At 69.0% G+C, this 16,879-nt stretch carries 14 protein-coding genes and 1 pseudogene; 12 read left to right on the forward strand and 3 right to left on the reverse strand.

The window, feature by feature from the left end:
• The first annotated feature begins 172 nt into the window (after positions 1-172).
• Positions 173-2,410 (forward strand): ankyrin repeat domain-containing protein, encoded by a 2,238-nt coding sequence (locus PSm6_RS24215; RefSeq protein WP_043245306.1) that lies wholly within the window; start codon positions 173-175, stop codon positions 2,408-2,410.
• A gap of 2 nt (positions 2,411-2,412) precedes the next feature.
• Here PSm6_RS24215 and PSm6_RS24220 read toward each other — a convergent pair whose 3' ends face one another.
• Both PSm6_RS24220 and PSm6_RS24225 read right to left on the reverse strand, forming a co-directional pair.
• The gene (locus PSm6_RS24220) at positions 2,413-3,150 is read right to left on the reverse strand and encodes a substrate-binding periplasmic protein (protein ID WP_043245304.1); all 738 of its coding nucleotides are present in this window, start codon (positions 3,148-3,150) and stop codon (positions 2,413-2,415) included.
• Between the two features lie 46 nt (positions 3,151-3,196).
• Positions 3,197-3,769, reverse strand: coding sequence for a DUF4124 domain-containing protein (locus PSm6_RS24225; protein ID WP_265168448.1), 573 nt, complete (start codon positions 3,767-3,769; stop codon positions 3,197-3,199).
• Positions 3,770-3,954: 185 nt separating this feature from the next.
• Between PSm6_RS24225 and PSm6_RS24230 the strand changes: the two genes are divergently transcribed.
• Both PSm6_RS24230 and PSm6_RS24235 read left to right on the forward strand, forming a co-directional pair.
• Positions 3,955-4,995: a cytochrome-c peroxidase gene (locus tag PSm6_RS24230; protein WP_265168449.1), complete on the forward strand. Its 1,041-nt coding sequence runs from the start codon at positions 3,955-3,957 to the stop codon at positions 4,993-4,995.
• A gap of 52 nt (positions 4,996-5,047) precedes the next feature.
• Positions 5,048-5,800, forward strand: coding sequence for an AAA family ATPase (locus tag PSm6_RS24235; protein ID WP_021220730.1), 753 nt, complete (start codon positions 5,048-5,050; stop codon positions 5,798-5,800).
• 37 nt (positions 5,801-5,837) lie between these two features.
• Here the strand turns inward: PSm6_RS24235 and PSm6_RS24240 are convergent, their stop codons facing one another.
• On the reverse strand, positions 5,838-6,617 hold the full coding sequence (locus PSm6_RS24240; RefSeq protein WP_265168450.1) for an AraC family transcriptional regulator: 780 nt from the start codon (positions 6,615-6,617) through the stop codon (positions 5,838-5,840).
• Between the two features lie 276 nt (positions 6,618-6,893).
• Here PSm6_RS24240 and PSm6_RS24245 point away from each other — a divergent pair, with 276 nt between their 5' ends.
• From PSm6_RS24245 to PSm6_RS24285, 9 genes and pseudogenes are all read left to right on the forward strand, one after another.
• Positions 6,894-8,522 carry an APC family permease gene (locus PSm6_RS24245; RefSeq protein WP_265168451.1) on the forward strand — a complete coding sequence of 543 codons (1,629 nt, stop codon included), beginning with the start codon at positions 6,894-6,896 and terminating at the stop codon, positions 8,520-8,522.
• Between the two features lie 23 nt (positions 8,523-8,545).
• Positions 8,546-9,559, forward strand: a complete 1,014-nt coding sequence (locus PSm6_RS24250) for an Ldh family oxidoreductase (protein WP_265168452.1) — start codon at positions 8,546-8,548, stop codon at positions 9,557-9,559.
• Positions 9,560-9,599: 40 nt separating this feature from the next.
• Positions 9,600-10,526, forward strand: a complete 927-nt coding sequence (locus PSm6_RS24255) for a 4-hydroxyproline epimerase (RefSeq protein ID WP_265168453.1) — start codon at positions 9,600-9,602, stop codon at positions 10,524-10,526.
• Positions 10,527-10,570: 44 nt separating this feature from the next.
• On the forward strand, positions 10,571-11,518 hold the full coding sequence (locus tag PSm6_RS24260; protein WP_265168454.1) for a dihydrodipicolinate synthase family protein: 948 nt from the start codon (positions 10,571-10,573) through the stop codon (positions 11,516-11,518).
• 56 nt (positions 11,519-11,574) lie between these two features.
• Positions 11,575-13,152 carry an aldehyde dehydrogenase (NADP(+)) gene (locus PSm6_RS24265; protein ID WP_265168455.1) on the forward strand — a complete coding sequence of 526 codons (1,578 nt, stop codon included), beginning with the start codon at positions 11,575-11,577 and terminating at the stop codon, positions 13,150-13,152.
• A gap of 4 nt (positions 13,153-13,156) precedes the next feature.
• Positions 13,157-14,419 (forward strand): NAD(P)/FAD-dependent oxidoreductase, encoded by a 1,263-nt coding sequence (locus PSm6_RS24270; protein WP_265168456.1) that lies wholly within the window; start codon positions 13,157-13,159, stop codon positions 14,417-14,419.
• 69 nt (positions 14,420-14,488) lie between these two features.
• Positions 14,489-14,929 (forward strand): hypothetical protein, encoded by a 441-nt coding sequence (locus PSm6_RS24275; protein ID WP_021220722.1) that lies wholly within the window; start codon positions 14,489-14,491, stop codon positions 14,927-14,929.
• 427 nt (positions 14,930-15,356) lie between these two features.
• Positions 15,357-15,691: pseudogene (locus PSm6_RS30635) on the forward strand (cache domain-containing protein); the annotation flags it as partial.
• A gap of 204 nt (positions 15,692-15,895) precedes the next feature.
• The gene (locus PSm6_RS24285) at positions 15,896-16,858 is read left to right on the forward strand and encodes a methyl-accepting chemotaxis protein (RefSeq protein ID WP_371877154.1); all 963 of its coding nucleotides are present in this window, start codon (positions 15,896-15,898) and stop codon (positions 16,856-16,858) included.
• Positions 16,859-16,879: the final 21 nt, after the last annotated feature.

A 16,879-nucleotide genomic window follows, 5' to 3' on the forward strand; every position in this document is an offset into this window, starting at 1 on the left:
GTTTTACCGTCCCATGATGTTCTTGCTTGGCGCCACAAAGGCCGCTGAGGAGCTTGCACGCCCTGTGTTGGTCAGGCCTTGGTTCACCCCGGTACTGATCGAAGGCACAAGCATGCCCACTTGTTCATATGAGTGCTCAGTCCTGAGCATGTTTCCGAGTACAAGGTGTTCCATGCGCTTCAAGTCGTTGCTTTGCCTTTCCCTGATGTTGCTGTTCGGTGCCGTCCAGGCTGCCGAAGGATATGTCCCTCCGGTACCGCATAAAACCTGGTTCACCCCGACCCTGGTCGAGGGCAAGGGGGCGTTCTGTGAGCAGGCGTTGAAGGAGGCGAAGGCGTACTTCCTCACGCGTGGGCGCTGGGCCGACTTCTCGATGCGTGGCTTCGAAGCGGTGTATGGCACGCCTGCCCAGCTCAACGACGGCCAGGGGCCGCTGGTATTCAACACCTATACCCACCCCGGGTGCGGGGGTGGCTGTGAGCGCTACCAGGTGGTGGCCTCCCGGGAGGCCCTGCGGGATGCCGGTCGATGGGACGAACTCAGCAGGCTGGCGCAGCAGGGGCCGTCGCCGGCGCGCCACCTGAGTTTGTTTCGGCGTGACAAGGGCGGGTTCTACAGCATCGCCAGCCAGAGCGACGACGACCCTGGCACGCTCGAAATAAACGAACTGCAGGGCGACCTGCGCTGGGGCAATGCCTGCCGTATCCGTGTGATCCCCGACGGATCGGCGTTGACCGGCAACGTGCCGGCCGAGGTGAGGCGAGCCTTGTCGGAGCTGTCGCACGCTTCGTCCGGGTGGAGCCGGGGTTATGGCTATGGCTGTGGAAGCCTGTCCCCGAACTGGCTCAGGGACGAGAAGAGGGGATTGAGCACGGCTGAGGTGTATTACCGGCCCTGGGCCCGTGGCCTGTCTGGCACCGGTGATGCGCCCTATGCGTTCAACCTTGTGGCCCTGCAGCGTTGGGCCGCCACGGGTGTACTGGAATACCGGGCGACGCAGGACTACCAGGCGAAAATGGACCAGGCCATTAAGGCTGTGGCGGGCTTCTACAAGCAGCGTTTCGGCTGGTCGCCACAGCAGGCGCAGGCGATGTCCAGCATGGCCTTGCAGTCGGCCATCAGCAGCGGGATGGGGTTCTCCTCCTCTGACCGCAACCGCTTCTTCCCTGATTCCGAGTTGGCCCTGCGCAACGCCATCCTCGCCCATCGCCCCATGGACGAAATCCGCGCCATCGAAGGCCAGGTCCGTGACCTGTCCATCGCCATCGAATACCCCGCGGCGCTCGAGTACCTGATCGAGCGGGGCACCGACGTCAACCAGGCCAACGCCTTCGGCAAGACGGCGCTGATGTACGCCGCCCATTACAACCAGCCCGAGTCCGCGCGCATCCTGTTGGAGCAGGGCGCCAACCCCAATGCGGTGACCGTCATCCCCGAGGACGACTGCTACTACAGCATCACCACCCGCAACATGACCGCACTGCACTATGCGGCACGCTACGCCTCGCCAGCATTGGTGAGGCTGCTGGTGAACAACGGGGCCGAGCCCTTCATCCAGGCCCATCGCGAGGGGGAGGAGGGGAGTACGCCGCTGGACTGGCTCAACCGATACACCGCGGCGAATGCCGAGGAGCCAAACCCGAACATCGCCCCGGCCCAGTTGGCGGAGGTCGAAGCATTGCTGCAGCCGCCTACGGACGAGGCCTTGCAGGCGCGTGCCAAGCGGCTGGTGCTGGAGGGCGAGAAGGCCTATGGCGCAGGCGATCTGAAGCTGGCGCTGCGCAAGCTGAACCTGGCGATCAATATCCAGCCGCATAACGAGCGTGCCCTGAGCGACCTCTCCCTGGTGGCGCTGCGCGATGGCGATCTTGGCCTTTCGCTGCAGGCCGGGCAGGCGCTGATCGACAGCAGCAAGGACGCCAGGCTGCTGGCCAATGCCTGGTTCAACCAGGGGCTGGCCTGTGATACCTCGGGCAGTACATGGTTCTTCTACAACGGCACGCGCTACTGCCGGGCGAGCGCGGTATACGCCTATTACCAGGCGCTGGCGGCCCACCGCACGGAGGCGCGCGCGGCCAAGCTGCTGCAGGCGCTGCAAACGGTGCCGGACGCTGAGGTGTACAGGTTCCCGTTCGAGGGCAGTGAAGTTCGCATGGTGAAGAGGTACGGGCCGGACCATTCGTCCCTTTATCTCTACCTGCTGCATCCCCGCGGCCTGGTGATACCCGCCGAACGCATTGGCTGGACGCTCTCGAGCGAGAGCAAGGGCATACGGGAGATCACCCCTTCGTCAGTGGGGCGCGAAGTACTGGACGATGATTGGGCCCTGACTGTGCTGCGACGCGACGAGCGCGTCGATGCCGGTTCCCTGCATATCCACCCGGCAACGCCGGGTGGTGGGGGCCAATGACGCTACCTCGGCCCACCCAGCCACTTCCGCTCCAGCTTCACCAGCCGTCCATCCGCACGCACCTTCTCCAGCGCTTGCTGCCAGCGGGCGACGACCTGGGCATCGGTCTGCCGGGAGAAGGCGATGTAGCTGCCCTGGTGCATCACCGGCGCCACGTAGCGCAATTGCTGCGGGGCGAGGCCTTCCTCGCGGGCCAGGGTGGCGACGCTGAGGGTGTCGGCGGCCACCAGTTCGGTGCGGCCCAGGCGCAGCAGGCGCATCATCTGCTCGGGGGTGTCGACGCCGTAGAGGTTGGTGAAGCCCATTTCCTGCAGTCGGCGGTAGACCAGCCATTTGCGCGGCATGGCGATGTGCTGCACCTTGCGCGCGTTGTCCAGGCCGGCGATGGCGGGGGTGTGGTCGGCGAGGGCGTAGAGCGCGGTTTCCACCTCCAGCACCGGGCCCACCAGTCGGTAGTCGGCCTCGCGTTCCGGGGTGCGCAGGATGGTGAAGACGGCCACGTCCGGACCTTCGCGGGCGATCACCAAGGCACGCAGCAATGGCAGGCGCTCCAGCTGGATGCTGTCACCGGTCTCTCGGGCGAGTTCGCGCACCAGGTCCACGGCGAAGCCCACCAGCTCGCCATCGCGCTCGAAATGCAGGGGCGGGTGGTTGTCAGTGAGCAGGCGCAGCTCGGCGGCGCCTGCGGCCTGGATGGCAAGCGCGGCGCTGAGCAGCAAGCGGGTGAAAAGCCCTTTCATGAGGCGGTCTCGAAAACTCTTGGGTTCAGCGTAGCCGGGCGATGCGCTACCTGACGCGATAGAGCACCACGGAGCCGAAGTCGATCAGCCGGCCAGGTTCGTAGCGCTCGATCACGACCTTCTCTTCCCAGCGCTTATTGCGGAAGGAATCGGGCTCATGAATGTAGGTCAGCAGATTGCCCTTGAGCCTGAAGCGGACGGTGATCTTCACGCGATCACGGATTTCCATGCCCTTGCGGTCCATGCGCACGGTGCTGGAGCCGAACACCCAATAGCCGCGCAGGGGCGAGTCGAAGTCCAGGTCCGACCAGGTGCCCTGCAGGTCGGCCAGGGTCAGCAGCGGCGGGTTGGCCTGCTCGGCCGCCGCGTAGCTCGCCTGGATATCGTCCAGCGGCAAGGTGGCCTTGCCGGTTTGCTCCGTGCTGCTGGGAGCTGGCGGTGCGGGGCTCTCGTGGGCGATCTCTTCCTGGTTCTCCGCCGTGCCGCAGGGGCGGTCGGAGAACTGGGTGGCGCCATTGGCGGCCTTGCATTTGAAGATGGCGGCGGAGGCCGGGGCCAGCGGTGTGAGGAGCAGGGCGCAGGCGAGCAGGGCCGGGGTGAGGCTGAGGGGGGAGCGCATCGAACATCCTTGTGCTGGGGCCGCAATGGGGGAGGAGTCTATCCACTGGCTCGAGGCGCCGACAGCCCCGGCTGCGACAATCGCACCGCTGCGCTTGCGGCGGCCTCTTGATGCAAATCAAGAAGCGCGGTGGCTGGCTGAACTCTCCTGAGGCAAACCAGAAGAAAGCCTGAGGAGTCACCCGTATGCGCCCTATACAGATGTTAGTGCTCGGTGGTCTTACGTTCGCAGCGGCATTGCCCTGGGAGGCCACGGCGGATCCCCTGCGCGACAAGGCCACTGCGCTGTTCAAGCCGGTGCCGGCCACGGTCTCGCAGACCCAGGGGCGCACGCTCACCGAGGCGCAGATCGCCCTCGGCAAGCAACTGTTCTTCGAACCGCGCCTCTCCCGCAGCCACATCATCAGCTGCAACACCTGCCACAACATCGGCACCGGCGGGGCGGACAACGTGCCCACCTCGGTCGGCCACGGCTGGCAGAAAGGGCCGCGGAACTCACCGACGGTGTTCAACGCGGTGTTCAACGCCGCGCAGTTCTGGGACGGCCGCGCCGAAGACCTGCAAGCCCAGGCCAAGGGCCCGATCCAGGCCAGCGTGGAGATGAACAACACCCCTGAGCGCGTGGAGCAGACCCTGGCCAGCATCCCCGAGTACGTGGCGGCCTTCTCCGCCGCCTTCCCCAAGGCGGAGAAACCGGTGAGCTTCGACAACATGGCCCTGGCCATCGAGGCCTTCGAGGCGACCCTGACCACGCCGGACTCGCCCTTCGACCGCTACCTGGCCGGGGATGACAAGGCCCTGGACGCCCAGCAGAAGGAAGGCCTGGCGCTGTTCATCGACAGCGGCTGCAGCGCCTGCCACAACGGTGTCAACCTCGGCGGCCAGGCGTACTTCCCCTTCGGCCTGGTGCGCAAGCCCACCGAAGACATCCTGCCCATCGGCGACAAGGGTCGCTTCGCGGTGACCAAGACCTCCAGCGACGCCTACGTATTCCGCGCCGCGCCCCTGCGCAACATCGCCCTTACCGCACCGTACTTCCACAGCGGCCAGGTCTGGGAGCTGAAGGAGGCGGTGGCGATCATGGGCAACAGCCAGCTGGGCCGCGAACTCAAGGACAAGGAAGTGGCCGCGATCACCGCCTTCCTCCACGGGCTATCGGGGCGTCAGCCGGATGTCAGCTACCCGATCCTGCCGGCCAGCACCGCGAGCACGCCACGGCCGGAGTGACGGCGGGCCCGGCGGGCTCTAGGATGGTCGCCCCGGAGCAAGGACCCCGCCGATGGACACGCGTTACCTGATCGAGATGCTGCTGAAGCGGGACAAGGTGGACTCCTTCTCCCGCTACCCCTACGTCCTGCCGGCGGTGCGCAGCCTGGAGCGCCTGGAGTTCCACCCCAAGGTGACTTTCCTGGTGGGCGAGAACGGCTCGGGCAAGTCCACCCTGATGGAGGCCCTGGCGGTGGCCCTGGGCTTCAACCCCGAAGGCGGCACGCGCAACTTCAACTTCGGCACCCGCGCCTCCCATTCCGAGCTGCACCGCGCGTTGCGCGTCAGCCGGGGCGTGCGCCGCGCGCGGGACGGTTTCTTCCTGCGTGCCGAGAGCTTCTTCAACCTGGCCACCGAGATCGAGCACCTGGACGCCGAGCCGGCTCCGGCGCCGCCGGTGATCGACGCCTACGGCGGCCGCTCGCTGCACGAGCAGTCCCATGGTGAATCCTTCCTCGCGCTGCTGATGAACCGCTTCGGCGGCAAGGGCCTGTACCTCCTCGACGAACCCGAGGCGGCGCTCTCGCCCCAGCGCCAGCTGGCCATGCTGGCGCGCATCCACGACCTGGTGAAGGACGATTCGCAATTCGTCATCGCCACCCACTCGCCCATCCTCATGGCCTACCCGGACGCCTGGATCTACCAGTGCGGGCCGGAGGGCTTCACGCTCACCGCCTACGACGACACCGAGCACGTGCAGGTCAGCCGTGGCTTCCTCGCCAACCCGGCGCGCACCCTGCGCACCTTGCTGGGGGAGGAGGGCTGAGGCCCGCCACCTTCGGTACAGCCAGCGGCGGGCGTTCTCAGGTGCCGCCACCCATCGCCTGCCGGTATTGCCGGGGCGTGAAGCCCGTGAGTTGCTTGAATTGGCGGCTGAAGGCGCTGTGGTCGGTGTAGCCGCATTGCAGGGCGACATCGGTGATGGGTAACTCCGTCTGCAGCAGGCGATGGGCGTGTTCGAGGCGCGCCTTGGTGATCATCTGCCGTGGCGTCAGCTGGAACGCGCGGGTGCAGTAGCGCTCCAGCTGGGCGACCGAAAGCCCGGCGATGCGGGTCAGGGTGTCCAGGGTGATGGGCTCGTGGAAGTGCTGGCGGATGTACTCGTCCACTTCCGCGAGGCGCGCGTAGGCGGGGTGGGCGGTGGCGGCCGACTGCAAGTCCACCGAGATGCCCACCAGGCCGATGATGGCGTCGCTGCGGCTCAGCAGTGGGCGCTTGTGGGTCAGGCACCAGCCGGGTTCGCGGCTGCCATAGAGGTGCAGTTCGAGCTGGTCCTCCAGCACCTGGCCTTTCTCCAGGACGCGGCGGTCCTGTTCGGTGTAGCCGGGGCCGAGCTGGGCGGGGAAGACCTCTGCGCTGGTCCTGCCCAGCAGCGGCTGCAATTGCTTGAGGCCGCAACGCTGCACCAGGGTACGGTTGGCCAGGACGTAACGGGCCTGGGTGTCCTTGATGAAGACCGCCGCATTGGGAATCGCATCCAGCACCGGCAACAGCAAATCGGCGCTGGCCAGCAGTTCGTCCAGGGATGCCGGACGGCGCTGGGGCTCTATCGCGGCCAGTGCCGCCAGTGCTCTTCGCACCATGCCTTTCACCTCGTTCGAAGCCTGACCGGCAGGAGAGTGCCGCAGCCCGGAGTGGCTGTCGAGCGGCCTCGTGCCATCCCGCTCCATTGTGCTGATTTCGTCATCGGAGCTGGGGAAAAGCATCAAGCCCCGCACCACCTGGCCAGTCCACTCTATGGCTATCGCATGCGGCATGGCGCCGGTGGACGAAGGGCCGGGAGTGCCCGGATCGTCTTTCGCAGCGGTACCGCAGCGTGATCTTCCAGCCCATCCAATAACGCACAAGAAGGCTACGCCATGTCTGGGAAGTTCAAGAAACAGCTGTCGCTGACCGACCTGACCTTCATCGGTCTGGGCGCCATATTCGGCTCCGGCTGGCTGTTCGCCGCCAGCCACGTCTCCGCCATCGCCGGCCCGGCGGGGATCATCTCCTGGTTCATCGGCGGCTTCGCCGTGCTGCTGCTCGGCATCATCTACTGCGAACTGGGCGCGGCGCTGCCCCGTGCCGGTGGCGTGGTGCGCTACCCGGTGTTCTCCCACGGCCCGCTGCTGGGCTACCTGATGGGCTTCATCACCCTGATCGCCTTCTCCAGCCTGGTGGCCATCGAGGTGGTCGCTTCCCGCCAGTACGCCGCGGCCTGGTTCCCGGGGCTGACCGAGGCCGGTTCGAGCAACCCGACACTCAGCGGCTGGCTGGTGCAGTTCGGCCTGCTGTGCCTGTTCTTCTGGCTCAACTATCGCAGCGTGAAGACCTTCGCCCGGGCCAACAACCTGGTCAGCGTGTTCAAGTTCATCGTGCCGCTGCTGGTCATCGGCGTGCTCTTCGCCTTCTTCAAGCCGGAGAACTTCCAGGCCCAGGGCTTTGCCCCCTTCGGCCTCTCGGGCATCGAGATGGCGGTCTCCGCCGGCGGCATCATCTTCGCCTACCTGGGGCTCACGCCGATCATCTCGGTGGCCAGCGAGGTGAAGAACCCGCAGCGCACCATCCCCATCGCGCTGATCCTCTCGGTGCTGCTCTCCACCGCCATCTACGTGCTGCTGCAACTGGCCTTCCTCGGCGCCGTGCCGACGGAAATGCTCGCCAACGGCTGGGCCGGCATCTCCAAGGAGTTCGCCCTGCCGTACCGCGACATCGCCCTGGTGCTCGGCGTGGGCTGGCTGGCCTACCTGGTGGTGGCCGACGCAGTGGTCTCGCCCAGCGGCTGCGGCAACATCTACATGAACGCCACGCCACGGGTGATCTACGGCTGGGCGCAGACCGGCACCTTCTTCCGCCTCTTCACCCGCATCGATGAAAAGTCCGGCATCCCGCGCCCGGCGCTGTGGCTGACCTTCGGCCTGTCGGTGTTCTGGACCCTGCCGTTCCCCTCCTGGGAGGCGCTGATCAATGTCGTCTCTGCGGCGCTGATCCTCAGCTACGCCGTGGCCCCGGTCACCGTCGCCGCGCTGCGGCGCAACGCCCCCGGCATGCCGCGGCCGTTCCGCGTCCGGGGCATGGCGGTGATGGGGCCGCTGTCCTTCGTCATCGCCGCGCTGATCGTCTACTGGTCGGGCTGGAACACCGTGTCCTGGCTGCTCAGCCTGCAGATCCTGATGTTCGTCATCTACCTGCTGTGCCGCCGCTTCGTGCCCACCGAGCACCTGAGCCTGGCCCAGCAGGTGCGCTCGTCCGCCTGGCTGATCGGCTTCTACGCCGTGACCCTGCTGCTCTCCTGGCTCGGCAGCTTCGGCGGCCTGGGCCTGCTGGCCCACCCCTTCGACACCCTCGCCGTGGCGGCCTGCGCCACCGCGATCTACTACTGGGGCGCGGCCACGGGCGTGCCGGCCGAGCTGATCATCCTCAGTGGCGAGGATGAAAGCGAGGAGGCCGCCGACACCGAGCAGGGCCTGCGACCGGCCGCGGCCCCCAGCCAGGCCCTGTCCTGATAGCCGCAAGAAGGAGTACGGATATGAGCGAGCTCATCAACCTCAGCCTCGAGCAAGTCCATGACCTGGCCCTGCGCACGCTGATCGGCAACGGCATGGGCGAGGATCACGCCCGGGCCATCGCCGACACCATCACCCAGGGGCAGCGCGACGAGTGCCACTCCCATGGCCTCTACCGCGTGCTGGTGTGCGTGCACTCGCTGCGCTCCGGCAAGGTCGACCCCAACGCCCGGCCGACCCTGAGCCGGCCGGCACCGGCCATCGTCAGCGTCGATGCCCACCGCGGCTACTCGCTGCTGGCCCTGCAGACCGGGCTGCCGCTGCTGGTGGAGCAGGCCCGCGAGCTGGGCGTCGCCGCCCTGGTGATCCGCAACTGCTTCCACTTCTCCGCGCTCTGGCCGGAGGTGGAGGCCATCGCCGCTGAAGGGCTGGTGGGCCTGGCCATGACCCCCAGCCACGCCTGGGTGGCGCCGGAGGGCGGCAGCCAGGGCGTGTTCGGCACCAACCCGCTGGCCTTCGCCTGGCCGCGCGCGGGGCGCGAACCCTTCGTCTTCGACTTCGCCACCAGCGCCATCGCCCGGGGCGACATCGAGCTGCACGCCCGCCAGGGCAAGCCCATTCCCCTGGGCTGGGGCCTGGATGCCGAAGGGCGGCCCAGCACCGACGCCCGCGCCGTGCTGGAAGGCGCCATGCAGACCTTCGGCGGCCACAAGGGCTCGGCCCTGGCGGCGATGATCGAGCTGATGGCCGGCGCGCTGATCGGCGACCTCACCAGCGCCGAATCGCTGGCCTTCGATGCCGCCGCCGGGGCCACGCCCTGCCATGGCGAACTGCTGCTGGCCTTCGACCCGGCGCGCTTCCTCGGCGGCGCCCTGGAGGAGGGGCAACGCCGCGCCGAGCAGTTGTTCGCCGCCATCACCGGGCAGGGCGCACGCCTGCCTTCGCAACGTCGCTTCGATGCCCGCCAGCGCAGCGCGCGTGACGGCGTCTGGGTGGCGAAAACCCTGCTGGACGATATCGAGCGGCTGGCGGCCTAGCGCCCCGGCCACCCACCTGTCTCCCTGAATGGAACCGCCCATGAAGCGCATACATGTGATCGACTCCCACACCGGCGGCGAACCCACGCGCCTGGTGATGCAAGGCTTCCCCGAACCCGCTGGCTGCACCCTGGCCGAGCAGCGCGACAGCCTGCGCGAGCACCACGACCACTGGCGCCGCGCCTGCCTGCTGGAGCCGCGCGGCAACGATGTGCTGGTGGGGGCGCTGCACTGCCCGCCGCTGTCGCCCGGCGCCACCTGCGGGGTGATCTTCTTCAACAACGCCGGCTACCTCGGCATGTGCGGGCACGGCACCATCGGCCTGGTGGTCTCCCTGCACCACCAGGGGCTGATCGACCCGGGCGAGCATCGTATCGACACCCCGGTGGGCACCGTCAGCGCCACCCTCCACGAGGATGGCCGCGTGACCATCGGCAATGTGCCGTCCTACCGCTACCGCACCCAGGTGCCGGTGGAGGTGCCCGGCCACGGCACCTTCCTGGGCGATATCGCCTGGGGCGGCAACTGGTTCTTCCTCGTGGCCGAGCACGGCCAGCGCCTGCAGCTGGACAACGTCGAAGCCCTCACCGCCTTCACCTGGGCGATGCTCAGGGCCCTGGAGGCGCAAGGCATCCAGGGCGAAGGCGGCGCGCTGATCGACCATGTCGAGCTGTTCGCCGAGGACGAACACGGCGACAGCCGCAACTTCGTCATGTGCCCGGGCAAGGCCTACGACCGCTCCCCCTGCGGCACCGGCACCAGCGCCAAGCTGGCGTGCCTGGCGGCCGACGGCAAGCTCGCCCCGGGCGAGACCTGGGTCCAGGCCGGCATCACCGGCAGCCGCTTCGAGGGCCGCTACGAGTGGGAGGGCGAGCGCATCCGCCCCTTCATCACCGGGCGCGCCCATATCACCGCCGACTGCGTCCTGCTCATCGACGAACAGGACCCCTTCGCGTGGGGCATCTGAACCCGCGCATGCCTCTCCATTCCCCTGCACCAAGGAGCAGAACCATGAATCACGACATCTTCACCGGTTGCATCCCCGCCCTGATGACACCCTGCACCGCCGCCCGCCAGCCGGACTTCGACGCCCTGGTCGCCAAGGGCCGTGAGCTGGTCGAGCTGGGCATGAGCGGGGTGGTGTACTGCGGCTCCATGGGTGACTGGCCGCTGCTCAGCGAGGCCCAGCGCCAGGAGGGCGTGGCGCGCCTGGTGCAGGCCGGCGTGCCCACGGTGGTCGGCACCGGCGCGGTGAACACCCGCGAGGCGGTCGCCCACGCCGCGCACGCCGCCAAGGTGGGCGCCCAGGGCCTGATGGTGATCCCGCGCCTGCTTTCCCGCGCGGCTTCGCCTGCCGCACAGAAGGCGCACTTCGCCGCCGTGCTCGGCGCCGCGCCGCAGCTGCCCTCGGTGATCTACAACAGCCCCTACTACAGCTTCTCCACCCGCGCTGAGCTGTTCTTCGACCTGCGCAGCCAGTTCTCCAATCTGATCGGCTTCAAGGAGTTCGGTGGCGCCGAGGCCATGCGCTACGCCGCCGAACACATCACCTCCCGCGACGACGAGGTCATCCTCGTCGCGGGCGTCGACACCCAGGTGTTCCACGGCTACGTCCACTGCAATGCCGCCGGCACCATCACCGGCATCGGCAACGTGCTGCCCCGCGAAGTGCTGCAACTGGTGGCCCTGAGCCGCCAGGCCGCTGCCGGCGACACCCGCGCGCGGCGCCTGGCCCTGGAGTTGAGCGAGGCACTGGATGTGCTCTCGTCCTTCGACGAGGGCTGCGACCTGGTGCTGTTCTACAAGTACCTGATGGTGCTCAACGGCGACCGCGAATACAGCCTGCACTTCAACGAAAGCGATGCCCTCAGCGATGCCCAGCGTCGCTACGCCGAGCAGCAGTACGCGCTGTTCCGCCAGTGGTACGCCAGCTGGTCGGTGGAACAGAACCTCGTCTGACCCAGGTGCCGCTGCGCAGCCCCTGCGTAGCGGCGCCCCGCACAACAGGAAGCACCATGACACTCACAGGCAACATGCTGATCGGCCGCCAGGCCGTGGCCGGACGCGGCACGGCCATCCGTGCCATCGACCCCGCCACCGGTGCCGTGCTGGAACCCGCCTACCCGGGCGGCAGCCCGGCACAGGTGGAACAGGCCTGCACATTGGCCTGGGAAGCCTTCACCGCCTACCGGGAAACCTCGCCAGCGGCGCGCGCGGCGTTTCTCGACACCATCGCCGAAGAAGTCGAGGCGCTGGGGGATGCGCTGATCGAGCGCGCCGTGGCTGAAACCGGCCTGCCCCTGGCGCGCCTCCAGGGCGAGCGTGGCCGCACCTGCCAGCAGTTGCGCACCTTCGCCCGCACCCTGCGCGCCGGTGAATGGCTGGACGTGCGGGTCGACAGCGCCCAGCCGCAACGCCAGCCCCTGCCACGCCCGGACCTGCGCCAGCACCAGGTGGCCCTGGGGCCGGTGGCGGTGTTCGGCGCCAGCAACTTCCCCCTGGCCTTCTCCGTGGCCGGTGGTGATACCGCCTCGGCGCTGGCGGCCGGCTGCCCGGTGGTGGTCAAGGCCCACGTCGCCCACCCGGGCACCAGCGAGTGGGTGGGGCGGGCGGTGGCCCGCGCAGTGGAGCGCTGCGCGATGCCCGAGGGCGTGTTCTCGCTGCTGTACGGTGCCGGCCACGAGGTGGGCATCGCCCTGGTCAGCGACCCGCGCATCAAGGCCGTCGGCTTCACCGGCTCGCGCAGCGGTGGCCTGGCCCTGTGCCAGGCGGCCCAGGCGCGGCCGGAGCCGATCCCGGTGTATGCGGAAATGAGCGCGATCAACCCGGTGTTCCTGTTCCCTGCTGCCCTGCACGCCCGGAGCGAGGCGTTGGCCGAAGGCTTCGTCGCCTCGCTGACCCAGGGCGCCGGGCAGTTCTGCACCAATCCGGGCCTGCTCATCGCCCAGCGGGGCGAGGCGCTGGATGCCTTTATCGCCGCCGCCACCGGGCAACTGGAGAAGAGCCCGGCGCAGACCATGCTGACGCCGGGCATTTTCGATGCCTTCGCCTCCAGCGTCGGCGCCTTGGCCCGCCACGCCAAGGTGCGCCGGGTGGCCAGCGGGCAGCCGGGTGATGGACCCAACCGCTGCCAGGCGCAGCTGTTCGTCACCGAGGCCGACGCTTTCCTCGCCGACCCGGCGCTGCAGGCGGAAATCTTCGGTGCCGCCGGGCTCATCGTGCAGTGCCGGGGTGCGGGGCAGGTGCGCGCCATCGCCGAGCACCTCGAAGGCCAGCTCACCGCCACCCTGCACCTGGACGAAGCGGACCACGACGCCGCCCGGGCCCTGCTGCCGACCCTGGAGCTGAAGGCCGGCCGCGTGCTGGTCAACGGCTGGCCCACCGGCGTCGAGGTGTGCGATGCCATGGTTCACGGCGGCCCCTTCCCGGCCACCTCCGATGCCCGCAGCACCTCGGTGGGCACCGCGGCCATCCAGCGCTTCCTGCGGCCGGTCTGCTACCAGGGCTTCCCGGATGCGCTGCTGCCCACGGCGCTCCGGCAGGGCAACCCGCTGCAGCTGCGCCGCCTGCTCGATGGCCAGCGGGAGGCGTAGCGCCATGGGCAATCATCCCGCTTCGGACGCGATCGATATCGCGGTGGTCGGCGCCGGCATCATCGGCGTCGCCTGCGCCTTGCAACTGGCGCGGCAGGGCAAGCGCGTGCGGGTCCTGGATCCGCAGGAGCCGGGGCAGGGCGCCTCGTTCGGCAATGCCGGGCACCTGGCCACCGAGCAGGTCTTCCCCATCGCCGACCTGTCGATCCTCACACGCCTGCCGGCCATGCTCATGGACCCGATGGGCCCGCTGCGCCTCGACTGGAAGTACCTGCCCCAGGCGCTGCCCTGGTTCCTGCGCCTGCTGCTCAACCTGCGCGCTGCGCCCTTCCAGCGCACCGTGGCCGGCCTGCGCGGGCTCAATGAGGCCAGCCTGGAGGCCTGGCAACGGCTGCTGGCCAGCATCCAGCGCCCCGACCTGCTCAAGGTGGACGGTTCGTTGCTGGTGTATGAGCGCGAGGAATCCCGCCGGGCGCTGCAGCAGGTGCAGGCGCGCATGGCCGGGCAGGGCGTGCCGCTGGAGTTCTGGGAGGGCGCCGCCGTGCACGCGGCGGCGCCCCAGTTGAGCGAGCGCATACGCGGCGGGCTGTTCTTCCCTCGCACCGGGCACTTCATCGACCCGCATCGGGTGGTTCGTGAACTGGCGGCGGCCGCCGAAGGGCTGGGCGTGCGCTTCGTGCGCCAGCAGGTGCACGGTGGCCATCTTCTCGCGGATGGCGTGGCGCTGAGCACCGATGCAGGCAGTGTGCAGGCGCGCCAGGTGCTGGTGGCTTGCGGCGCCCACTCGGCCCCGCTGACCGCCAGCCTCACGGGCAAGCAGGTGCCCCTGGACACCGAGCGCGGTTATCACCTGATGCTGCCCCACGAGCACGGCCGGCTGCCCTTCGCCGTCACCTCGCTCGAGCGCCGCTTCATCATGACGCCCCTGGCCGACGGCCTGCGCCTGGCCGGCACCGTGGAGTTCGCCGGCCTGGTGCGCCCCGCCAACATGGAGCGCGCCTGGCAGCTGCACCGCCTCAGCCAGGGGCTGTTCCGCGACGAGCTGGACACCGCAGGCGCCAGCCCCTGGATGGGCTTCCGTCCCTCGCTGCCGGACTCGTTGCCGATCATCGACCGGGTGGGCGAGGGTCGCGTCCTGCTCGCCTTCGGCCACCAGCACCTCGGGCTGACCCAGGCCGCCGTCACCGCCGAGTACATCGGCCAACTGGCCCAGGGGCAGGCCATGGCGGGGCTGGAGGCGTACCGGCTCGGGCGCTTCGCGAGCTAGTGCGCCCGGCTGCTGGCGCATGGGGCCTGGGGCCCCCAGAATGGCGGGCCTCTACACAGGAGCTTCGCCATGGACGACCTTTTCCCTAATCCCTTCCTGCTGGCCGGTGGCGCCCTGAGCGCCATCGCCGCGCTGTTGCATCTGGGCTGCATCCGCTATGGCGCGCCCTGGTATCGGTTCTTCGGCGCCGGTGAGCGCATGGCGCGCCTGGCTGAGGCCGGCAGCCCGGTGGCCACGCTGGTCACCTTGGCCATCGCCACGGTGCTGGGGCTCTGGGCGCTCTACGCGCTGCTGGCCGGGCTCGGCCTGCCACTTCCCCTGACACGGCCGGTGCTGTGCCTGGTCACCGCGGTGTACCTGCTGCGGGGGCTCGGCGGGCTGCTGCTGGTCAAGCGCGGGCTGGGCCGCAGCGCCGCCTTCTGGCTGTGGAGCTCGGCCATCTGCCTGACGCTGGGCGGGCTGCACCTGGTGGGGCTTTCGCAGGTGTGGAGCGCGATCCAGGGGACCTGACCCGCGAGCCGCCTGCCTGCCGGTGATTGCGTCGTAGGGGCATGCCGGCCCCGGGGGCAGGACGGGTGCGAACCCTTCGTGAGCCTGTGCCCACGCCCTCGCGCCCGGCCACGGCCAGGCCGTGCACCTGCTGCTCGCGTGAGCGCCTGCGTCCTTTCCTGGCGACGATGACGGGCTCGGGCAGCGCTCCGTCGTCCAGGATTCCACCGTGCTAGAAGGCCCCGTCGACACTCACAGAGGGAATGACGGGATGAATCGCTTATCCATCAGGCAGAAGATCCTCCTCCTGGCCCTGCTGCCGGTCCTGGCGCTGGCCACGATCAGCGCCTGGCTGTTCGTATCCCAGGCCCGGGAACTGCGCGACCTGAGCCGCGACGACCTGCGCGAGTCGTTGCTGGCGGCCAAGCGCGAGCAATTGGCCAACTACATGGAGCTGGCCCTGAGCGCCGTGGCGCCGCTGGCCAATGGCGACTCGGCAGCGGGCCGCGAGCGCATCAAGGAGGCGCTGCGCAGCCTGCGCTTCGACGGCGGCAGCGGCTACTTCTTCGCCTACGACAGTCAGGGCGTGCAGGTGATGAGCGCCGACAACCCAGCCCGCGAAGGCACGGGCTATTGGGACTCCACCAGCCCCGAAGGCCGTCATCTGGTGCGCGAATACGTCGAGGCCGGCGCCGCCGGGGTGGCTACGTGGAATACGGCTGGGCGCGGCCCGGCGAGGAGGAGCCCTCGCCGAAGCTCGCCTACGTGGTGCCGATGCCCGACAGCGACTGGGTGCTGGGCACCGGCTTCTACATCGACGACCTGGAAACGCAGCTCGCCGGGCTGGAGCGGGAATTCGCCGCTGCCGTGCGCCTGAGCCTGATCCGCAGCGCCGCCTCCGCCGCCATCCTGCTGGTGCTGATCGCCACCCTGGCGATCCTGTTGGCACGCAGCATCCATCGGCCCCTGGACCAGGCGGTGCGGACCATGGAAAACATCGCCCGGGGCGAAGGCGACCTGACCCGCCGCCTGGACCCTTCCGCCGGCCACGAGCTGGGCACCCTGGCGCGGGCCTTCAACCACTTCGCCGAGCAGATCGGCCAACTGGTGCGGCAGACGCGCTCGTCCGCCGCCACCCTGGGGGCCGCCAGCGAGGAACTGGGTGCCTTCATGGAGCAGACCGGCCAGGGCATCGCCAGCCAGCACGTGGAGAGCGACCAGTTGGCCACCGCCATGGAGCAGATGTCGGCGGCGGCCCTGCAGGTCGCCAGCAGTGCGGCTGGCGCGGCGCAGGCGGCCCAGGCCGCGGAGGACCAGGTACAGGGCGCGCAGGGCTTGGTGCGCAGCGCCGCCGAGGTGATCGACGGGCTGGAGGGGCAGGTGGAAAGCGGGGTCGAGATCATCCGCCGGCTGGGCAGCGAGTCCGAGGGCATCGGCGGCGTGCTGGATGTGATCCACGGCGTCGCCGAGCAGACCAACCTGCTGGCGCTCAACGCCGCCATCGAAGCCGCGCGTGCCGGTGACCAGGGGCGCGGCTTCGCGGTCGTCGCCGATGAGGTGCGCACGCTGGCGGGGCGTACCCAGAGCAGTACGGCGGAAATCCAGGAAATGATCGGCCGCCTGCAGGCCGGCGCTCGCGAGGCCATAGCCGCCATCGGCCAGATCCGGGGCGGCAGCGCCCGCGCCGTGGTGGAGGTGGGCCGGGTCGGCCAGGCCCTGGAGGCGGTCGTCGAGGCGACCACCACCATCAATGGCATGAACGCGCAGATCGCCGCTGCGGCGGAGGAGCAGACCCAGGTCTGTGAATCCATCAATGCCAACGTGCACCAGATCGCCGCCATCGCCGAACAGACCGCCGCCGGCTCGCGCACCGCCAGCGACATCACCCAGCGCCTGGGGGACATGGCCGGTGGCTTGCAACGGCTCGTGGGGCGTTACCGAGCCGATTGAGGGGGAGGGGCGCGCGTTGCC

The organism is Pseudomonas solani, assembly GCF_026072635.1.
In the GTDB taxonomy this organism is placed as follows: domain Bacteria; phylum Pseudomonadota; class Gammaproteobacteria; order Pseudomonadales; family Pseudomonadaceae; genus Metapseudomonas; species Metapseudomonas solani.

Coding starts and splice junctions, on each gene's coding strand:
- PSm6_RS24215 (WP_043245306.1), top strand. CDS start 173: ATGCGCTTCAAGTCGTTGCTTTGCCTTTCCCTGATGTTGCTGTTCGGT.
- PSm6_RS24220 (WP_043245304.1), bottom strand. CDS start 3,150: ATGAAAGGGCTTTTCACCCGCTTGCTGCTCAGCGCCGCGCTTGCCATC.
- PSm6_RS24225 (WP_265168448.1), bottom strand. CDS start 3,769: ATGCGCTCCCCCCTCAGCCTCACCCCGGCCCTGCTCGCCTGCGCCCTG.
- PSm6_RS24230 (WP_265168449.1), top strand. CDS start 3,955: ATGCGCCCTATACAGATGTTAGTGCTCGGTGGTCTTACGTTCGCAGCG.
- PSm6_RS24235 (WP_021220730.1), top strand. CDS start 5,048: ATGGACACGCGTTACCTGATCGAGATGCTGCTGAAGCGGGACAAGGTG.
- PSm6_RS24240 (WP_265168450.1), bottom strand. CDS start 6,617: ATGGTGCGAAGAGCACTGGCGGCACTGGCCGCGATAGAGCCCCAGCGC.
- PSm6_RS24245 (WP_265168451.1), top strand. CDS start 6,894: ATGTCTGGGAAGTTCAAGAAACAGCTGTCGCTGACCGACCTGACCTTC.
- PSm6_RS24250 (WP_265168452.1), top strand. CDS start 8,546: ATGAGCGAGCTCATCAACCTCAGCCTCGAGCAAGTCCATGACCTGGCC.
- PSm6_RS24255 (WP_265168453.1), top strand. CDS start 9,600: ATGAAGCGCATACATGTGATCGACTCCCACACCGGCGGCGAACCCACG.
- PSm6_RS24260 (WP_265168454.1), top strand. CDS start 10,571: ATGAATCACGACATCTTCACCGGTTGCATCCCCGCCCTGATGACACCC.
- PSm6_RS24265 (WP_265168455.1), top strand. CDS start 11,575: ATGACACTCACAGGCAACATGCTGATCGGCCGCCAGGCCGTGGCCGGA.
- PSm6_RS24270 (WP_265168456.1), top strand. CDS start 13,157: ATGGGCAATCATCCCGCTTCGGACGCGATCGATATCGCGGTGGTCGGC.
- PSm6_RS24275 (WP_021220722.1), top strand. CDS start 14,489: ATGGACGACCTTTTCCCTAATCCCTTCCTGCTGGCCGGTGGCGCCCTG.
- PSm6_RS24285 (WP_371877154.1), top strand. CDS start 15,896: ATGGAAAACATCGCCCGGGGCGAAGGCGACCTGACCCGCCGCCTGGAC.